This is a genomic window from Methylobacterium sp. J-001, assembly GCF_022829565.1.
Lineage (GTDB): Bacteria > Pseudomonadota > Alphaproteobacteria > Rhizobiales > Beijerinckiaceae > Methylobacterium.
Window position 1 is genome coordinate 1 of record NZ_JAKSYN010000098.1, and the last position, 6,556, is coordinate 6,556.

A 6,556-nucleotide genomic window follows, 5' to 3' on the forward strand; every position below is an offset into this window, starting at 1 on the left:
GATGAAGCGCGGGGTGATCGGTACGCAAAACATCACCCACGAAAACCAGACGGTGCAGAACACGAACCCCGTCATCTCGGTGGTGCGGTTCGGCTGGCGCTTCTTACCCGGCGACCGAGTGTTGGAGAATCAGGACGACTACGACCGGGAGGTGTTCAACGGGGATCTCGGGACGGTGGCGCGCATCGACGGGGACGAGGGCGCGGTGTTCGTCGATTTCGACGGCCGCGAGGTAGTCTACCCGTACGGCGAACTCGACACGCTGGTACCAGCCTACGCCACGACCATCCACAAGTCGCAGGGCTCGGAGTACCCGGCGGTGGTGATCCCACTGGCCATGCAGCACTGGACGATGTTGGCGAGGAACCTCCTGTACACGGGGGTCACTCGCGGAAAGCGGTTGGTTGTACTGCTCGGGCAGCGCAAAGCACTGGGCATCACGGTCCGCGGCGGCAATACTAAGCCCCGCTGGACCAAGTTGCGCGCGTGGCTGGGTAATGCCGATCCCGTAGAAGCATCCCGACGATGAGGACGCGATGACGGATCTCGCCTTCGTCGTGCAGAAGCACGCTGCGCGCCGGCTGCACTACGATTTCCGGCTCGAGCTCGACGGCGTACTCAAGAGTTGGGCGTTGGCGCGTGGCCCGAGCCTGGTGGCGGGCGAGGGGCGGCTGGCCGTGCCGGTGGAGGACCACCGCCTGGACTACGCCGGCTTTGAGGGCGTCATCCCGGCGGGCTCGTACGGGGCGGACGCTGTGCTGGTCTGGGACCGCGGCATCTGGAAGCCGGACGGCGACGCGGTGGCCGGCCTCGCCGCAGGCTCACTTCGATTCCACCTACACGGCGAGAAACTGATGGGTGCGTGGCGCCTGGTGCGGATGAAGGCCAAGCCGAACTCGCAACGAACGTCGTGGCTGCTGATCAAGGGCCGGGACGCTGCCGCTCGGCCGCGCGGGGCGACCGACATCCTGGTCGAGCAGCCGCTTTCTGTGATCTCGACCCGCGCCATCGAAGAGATTTCCGTCGCGGATCACGGATTGAGGTCCCGGGAGTGACCGATGCCCCACATTTGCGAACGCCGTAGGCGAACATCCGAACTTCGCAGCGTGGAATGCAATGGCAAGCCTGCTGCCGCAAATGTTTGGCTGAGTGGCACGCCGTATCAGTGAGGCGGGGATTGCCGCGGTCGAGCAAGCGAACATGCGAGCCTATGCTGGTTGCGCTCCCAGAACGCTGAGGGCGCGTGACGCCGCCATGAGACCCGCGATGAACCGTTACGGACTTCGCGAGCCATCCAAGGCTTCACAATCGAAAGCTGAACTCCCAACGCTCACGCCCGCCGCTCTAGGCTCGGCGCCGTGTCGGGGCCTTTCTCGGCATCTCGACTACCCTGCCCCGCCGCTTTTCCCGTTCGGAAGGGTTGTTGCTTTTCGTTCCTCCAGAGCTTGGCTCTGACGTCCGCTGCCGCGGCTGACTGGCGTGTGCGTCGAGGAAGCGACGACATGCGTCGAAGTTCGTCTCGATCTCCGGCGGACAAGTGATGCCTCGCTGCTCCGCCAGACCGCGCGCATAGCTGAGCATCGCCGCGCTCGGAACACGCTGGTGTCCGGGCTGGCTGACGCCGTCGTTTTGAGGCGCGCGCGGCCCGGCATGGGTATCCAGAAAGGCCCGGCAGACGCTGATGTTGCTCTTGCAGCCGCGCGGCAGTTTCACGCCCTTTCGCTCGGCCAAGCTCACCGCAAACGACAGCATGGCCGAGGTCGGTGGCCGATTGTCGGCCTGACCGTGTGGGATAAGGCTGGGGTCGAGGCTGACCACCGGTGAGTTCGAGATCGCGGCGATCAGCTCATTGAGACGCGCGCGCGTGCGATGTTGAAAGGCGTCGGCGCGCTGGATGGCCTCCGCGCGCGTGTTGGCACGACCGATCTCGGCCAACTCCGCCTCGAACATCGCTCGCCCCACCGGATCACCGTAGGCTGGGAATACGTGTCGCACCGCTGTGATGAACGCCAGCCCCACCTCGGTGACTTCGATGGCTGGATCTTTGCCGTTGGACAGGGTGATGTAGCGGCTCTTCAGGAGTTTGGGCAGGATCGTATCGCGCGTGGCGGCCGTGCCGAGACCCTTGGGCTCGTTCGGGTTGACCGGGTTCTCCAGGGCGCGTTTGACCACCGGATCATCCACTTGATCGACTAGTCGGCCCATCACCACCGGGAGCTCGCCTCGGGTGATCCGCCGCGGCGGCTCGGTTATCGCGGTAGCGACGTCAGCAGTTATAGCCGATGCGCCCTCACCGTCGTATGCAACTGGCAGGCGGGCGGACATAGCCTCCGCCTCGCGCCTGGCCTTGCCGGGCACAGCGTCCACTTCGAGTTCCGTCTCGCTGCCGTAGACCGCACGCCACCCGGGCGCACGTATGACATTGCCCGAGACGGCAAACCGTTTCGGGCCAATCGGCGTCCACACCTCGGCACTTATGCTGGTGCGAGCATCGATTCCGTCTGGGAGGTGAGCGGTCATGTAGGCCTTCGCGACGAGCTCCCACAACCGGAACTGATCGGCTGAGAGGCGGCTGCGCTCAGGGACCTTGCGTAAGGGCACGATCGCGTGATGCTCCCCCGGATCCTTGACGTAGTGCCCTTTGATGCCACGGCGGATCACAGGCGCATAATCCCGCGCGATGAGGCTACGCAGGTCGGTCAGCACGGTGGCGATCGCGGCGATCACCGTTGCGGCGTCAGCAGCCTGCCCCTCCGGCAGGTACTCGGACTCCGTGCGCGGGTAGCTGAGGTAGCCCTGATCGTACAGGTCCTGGGCGATGCCCGCTGTGTGTTGGGGATCCCAACCAAACCGCTTGGCGCAGCGCCTGGCGAGGGTGTCTTTCGAGAAGAGCTGGGGCGGTGCGCGTCGCACATCCTTGTGCTCAACCGTCAGCGGGCCCGACCACGTCGCGGCGGCTGTCCGGATCGTCTCGGCGATCTCTGCGTCGAAGATCCGCTCCTTGGGCGCGTGCCACAGGGTCAGCTCGGCACCGGACTGGGTGCCAAGGTGCAAAGCGACCTTGAAGAAGTCCTGCGGCACGAAGGAGCGGATACGCTCCTCCAAGTCGGTGAGGATAGCCAGGGTGGGCGTCTGCACCCCGCCGAAGCGCCAGGGCTCTCGGAAAGCAGGCGGGCGTAGACGCAGCGAGATGGCTCGTGTGCCGTTCAGGCCGAGGTGGTAGTCCTCATATTGCCTGCAGAGCGCCTCGAGGTAGGCGGCGTAGTCGCGCTCGCCTGAACTCGGTTCCTTGGCCAGGGCAGCGAAGGCCCGGCGAATCGAGACGTCGTCGAGCGCGCCGAGCCTGAGTCGGTCGACCCGCCCACGCCAGCCGAGATGCTCTAGGACCTCCCAGGCGATCATCGAGCCCTCGCGTCCGGGATCAGTGGCGATGATCACACGCTCGACACCGCTCAGCGCCTGCCGGATGGCAGCAATTTTCGGTTCGTGCGACTGGCCGGACCGGTTGGTACCGTAGCTGACCGGGATGGTGGTGAGCACGATCGGAAGGGCATCGAAGCGCCAGGGCTTCCACTCAGGACGGATGCTACCTGGTTCCTCGGCAGAGAGCAGGTGTCCCTCCGCGGCCACGCAGACCGTGTTGGGCGAATGAAAAAAACGCTGCAACTGCCGCATTGCAGAGGGCTTCTCGAAGAAGAACAGCGTGCGGCCGGAGCTCGAAGGTGACATGTCGCTGACCGCTAGGGCTCTCGCTGCGCTAGGCAGATGGTTCATATTTTGTTCCAGGGCGGCTTCGCATGCAACTGGCGTGACGAGTCGCGGAGGGCAGCGGCTGATGCTGAACGTGAGCTGCTGAGCGTGAACATAATTTCGGCAGAAGGTGACGGCGAGCGCTTGACCGGCATCTGGCCGCTCACTGCACGCCTACTGCGACATAGCTGCCACGCTTTCACGACCCAAAGCGGAAATGGCCTGAGTGATCGTCTCTGCCGCAGCTACCGTGCCGAAGTGTTAGGCCCTGACCTCACCCAGCGCTACGCTTCCTCTCCAGCCATTCAGGGGTAGCAGCCTGGCTGCGAAGGTACTGACCAGAACGGGGGTAGGAAGGTCTGGACGAGGGGTTCACCGGGGCAGGTATACCGGGCCGTGGGGTAAGCGCACTCGGAACCCCTATCTAAGGCTGGAGGAGCTTACGGAGGACGACATGGGTAGCGAGAGAGCGGTGCTGGCAGGGGGATGCTTCTGGGGCATGCAAGATCTGATCCGGCGTCAGGAAGGCGTGATGTCGACCCGGGTCGGCTACACCGGCGGGGACGTGGCGAACGCTACTTACCGCAACCACGGCACTCACGCTGAAGCCATCGAAATCGTCTACGACCCGACACGGACGAGTTTCCGGCGCGTGCTGGAGTTCTTTTTCCAGATCCACGACCCCACCACCCCGAACCGCCAAGGCAACGACCGGGGCCTAAGCTACCGTTCGGCGATCTACTACACCGACGACGACCAGCGTCGGGTTGCGGAGGACACCATCGCCGACGTCGACACATCCGGCCTGTGGCCCGGGAAGGTCGTGACCGAGGTGGCGCCCGCCGAAGACTTCTGGGAGGCCGAGCCCGAACACCAGGATTACCTGGAGCGGCGGCCCAATGGATACACCTGCTACTTCGTCAGACCGCACTGGGTCCTTCCCGTAAAATCTGCGGTCGCGCAGAACGCCTGATTGCGCCTAAAGGCGTTGGCGCCTCTGAGCGTCAACGCCTCAACGATGGGGTCGCGATTATCGTAAGGTCGCGGATTCCCCGTTCTCGAGACGCCTGTCCTCGCCATCGGGACCGCCCCGCGCGACGTGGTCGTTTAGGCGGCCCAGGTGCTCGAAAACGTGTTCGAACGCTGCGGTGACAGCCTTCTCGAATGAACCGTCGCCCTTGCCTTGGGCGTCCTTGAGGGCGCCAAGCAGAGCGCGGTGCTTCTCGGTATCGGCAGACATGCGTTTCTCCCAGCCGGCGACTGTACCGACTCGGTGAGCCAAGCTCCTTCTTCGGTGCCGGTTCCTGAAGGGTGATGCCGGCTCCGATCTCAGGGCGCCGTTCACCACCGGTCATGCGAAGAGCGGGGCTTGGCAAACAGCCAGCTGCTTTCCGGGATGGAGGACCTGACCGGATAGCTTGTGCCGAAAACGTTCGACGCCGGCATCGAGCATCTGATCGTCGCAACCTAACCGCTAGAGGAAAGACTGCTTCCCACCAACTGAGAGAAAAACTACGCGGTGCTTTACCACCCGTAGCGCCGTAGACCTCACCGTTGACGTAAATCCCCCCCCTTAAAAGTAGTCCTCCCTGAGGTATGGCTTTGAGCCATGCCGAGGTTGACCCCGTTTGTGATCAACGGCCTATGCAAGTTCTCGGGCTATCGGAGGGCCCCCCGGATCCTGGTTCGGGCGAAAGGTGAGCCTCCGGGTCTCATTCTGCGGCTTGTTGCGGGTGCCGAACACTCCGTGCCCCCGGTACCCCAAGACCGATCGCCTTTGCGATCGCCGAGCGTTGCTCGGCGTAGCTGGGGGCCACAGTCGGGTAGTCGCTGGGCAGGCGGTAGCGGGCACGGTACGTCTCAGGCGTAAGGCCGTGGGCGGTGAGATGTCGCTTTAGGGTCCTGTACAAACGTCCGTCGATAAAGCTCATGATGTGGTCATGCTGGACCGATCTGCGGATCTGAGCAGGAGTCGGGACTTCAGTGGTTGCGATGGCTGAATGGAGTTCGTCTGAGGGCTGCTGCAGATTGCAGAGTGCCCAATGAATGGACTCGAACAAACCTGGCAGATCTGCGACTGCGATGTGATTGTTGGTGACATAGGCAGCCGTGATCTCAGCTGCCAGCTCAAGGCATGAGTGTGGCAGTAATTCTTGAGAAGACATTTTAGTCATTGAAGTTTTCCTCACATGGCCCCCTACTACCGGCAAAAGCATAAGACTGATGCCACTTGCTGGGCCTTCGCAGCGCCAGTAGATATTTTCAGAAATAAGTGCCCTGTCGCTGGATTTTTGACGGATTCCAGCGACAGGAAGATGATGTTGATAGGCAAATCAAGCTGCCAGTTGTCGTGATTTACAGGTTCTGCTACCTGGAGATGTTTTTCAAAATGATCGTCATTTTAGCTTGGAAAGGAGAAATCCAAGCTCGATCAGTACGACGTCAACAAGTTCGCGTAGCTTCGGGTCAATTATTTCGTTGACGGTTTGTCGAAGATCCAGGGCTTGCTCGGCGGCGCGCCTTATGAGTTCACCCCCGTCATCGACATGGCTGCCATTGGCCAGCGCGTTGCTCATGACACGGTGGCCTTCTTCAGCTTGCCAGCCGGGCAGCGACCCGGCTCTCTGGCGCCAAGACCGAGTCCGTGCTTCCGCGCATCTTTTGCAGCTGTCGGAGGCTGCGGCCGTCGAAGCCGGCATTGACCGCGACGATCTCGACGTCATCGATCATCTGCGGAAGCCCAAGTGGCAGGGCATGGATATGCAACTGAAGCAGCCGCAGAAGCCAACTCGTTGGCATTTCGGAG

Annotated in this window: 7 protein-coding genes; 3 read left to right on the forward strand and 4 right to left on the reverse strand. The window is 62.8% G+C overall.

All coding sequences use genetic code 11. The features are described 5' to 3' along the window. Both MKK65_RS10855 and MKK65_RS10860 read left to right on the forward strand, forming a co-directional pair. The coding region (locus MKK65_RS10855) for an ATP-dependent RecD-like DNA helicase (RefSeq protein WP_243957641.1) at nucleotides 1-529 on the forward strand (529 nt) is incomplete at its 5' end. Nucleotides 530-536: 7 nt separating this feature from the next. Continuing rightward, a complete protein-coding gene (locus MKK65_RS10860; protein WP_409565411.1) occupies nucleotides 537-1,055 on the forward strand; it encodes a DNA polymerase ligase N-terminal domain-containing protein in 519 nt (172 codons plus the stop codon). Between the two features lie 289 nt (nucleotides 1,056-1,344). Here MKK65_RS10860 and MKK65_RS10865 read toward each other — a convergent pair whose 3' ends face one another. Next, on the reverse strand, nucleotides 1,345-3,729 hold the full coding sequence (locus tag MKK65_RS10865; RefSeq protein ID WP_243957643.1) for a type IA DNA topoisomerase: 2,385 nt from the start codon (nucleotides 3,727-3,729) through the stop codon (nucleotides 1,345-1,347). Between the two features lie 475 nt (nucleotides 3,730-4,204). Here MKK65_RS10865 and msrA point away from each other — a divergent pair, with 475 nt between their 5' ends. After that, on the forward strand, nucleotides 4,205-4,723 hold the full coding sequence (gene msrA, locus MKK65_RS10870; protein ID WP_243957644.1) for a peptide-methionine (S)-S-oxide reductase MsrA: 519 nt from the start codon (nucleotides 4,205-4,207) through the stop codon (nucleotides 4,721-4,723). A gap of 57 nt (nucleotides 4,724-4,780) precedes the next feature. Here the strand turns inward: msrA and MKK65_RS10875 are convergent, their stop codons facing one another. The 3 genes from MKK65_RS10875 to MKK65_RS10885 all read right to left on the reverse strand — a co-directional run bounded on the left by MKK65_RS10875 (nucleotide 4,781) and on the right by MKK65_RS10885 (nucleotide 6,326). Next, a complete protein-coding gene (locus MKK65_RS10875) occupies nucleotides 4,781-4,990 on the reverse strand; it encodes a hypothetical protein (RefSeq protein ID WP_147853237.1) in 210 nt (69 codons plus the stop codon). Between the two features lie 472 nt (nucleotides 4,991-5,462). Further along, nucleotides 5,463-5,966, reverse strand: a complete 504-nt coding sequence (locus MKK65_RS10880) for a MucR family transcriptional regulator (protein ID WP_313902037.1) — start codon at nucleotides 5,964-5,966, stop codon at nucleotides 5,463-5,465. A 180-nt stretch (nucleotides 5,967-6,146) separates the two neighbouring features. Continuing rightward, nucleotides 6,147-6,326, reverse strand: a complete 180-nt coding sequence (locus MKK65_RS10885) for a hypothetical protein (protein WP_243957646.1) — start codon at nucleotides 6,324-6,326, stop codon at nucleotides 6,147-6,149. Nucleotides 6,327-6,556 lie beyond the last annotated feature (230 nt).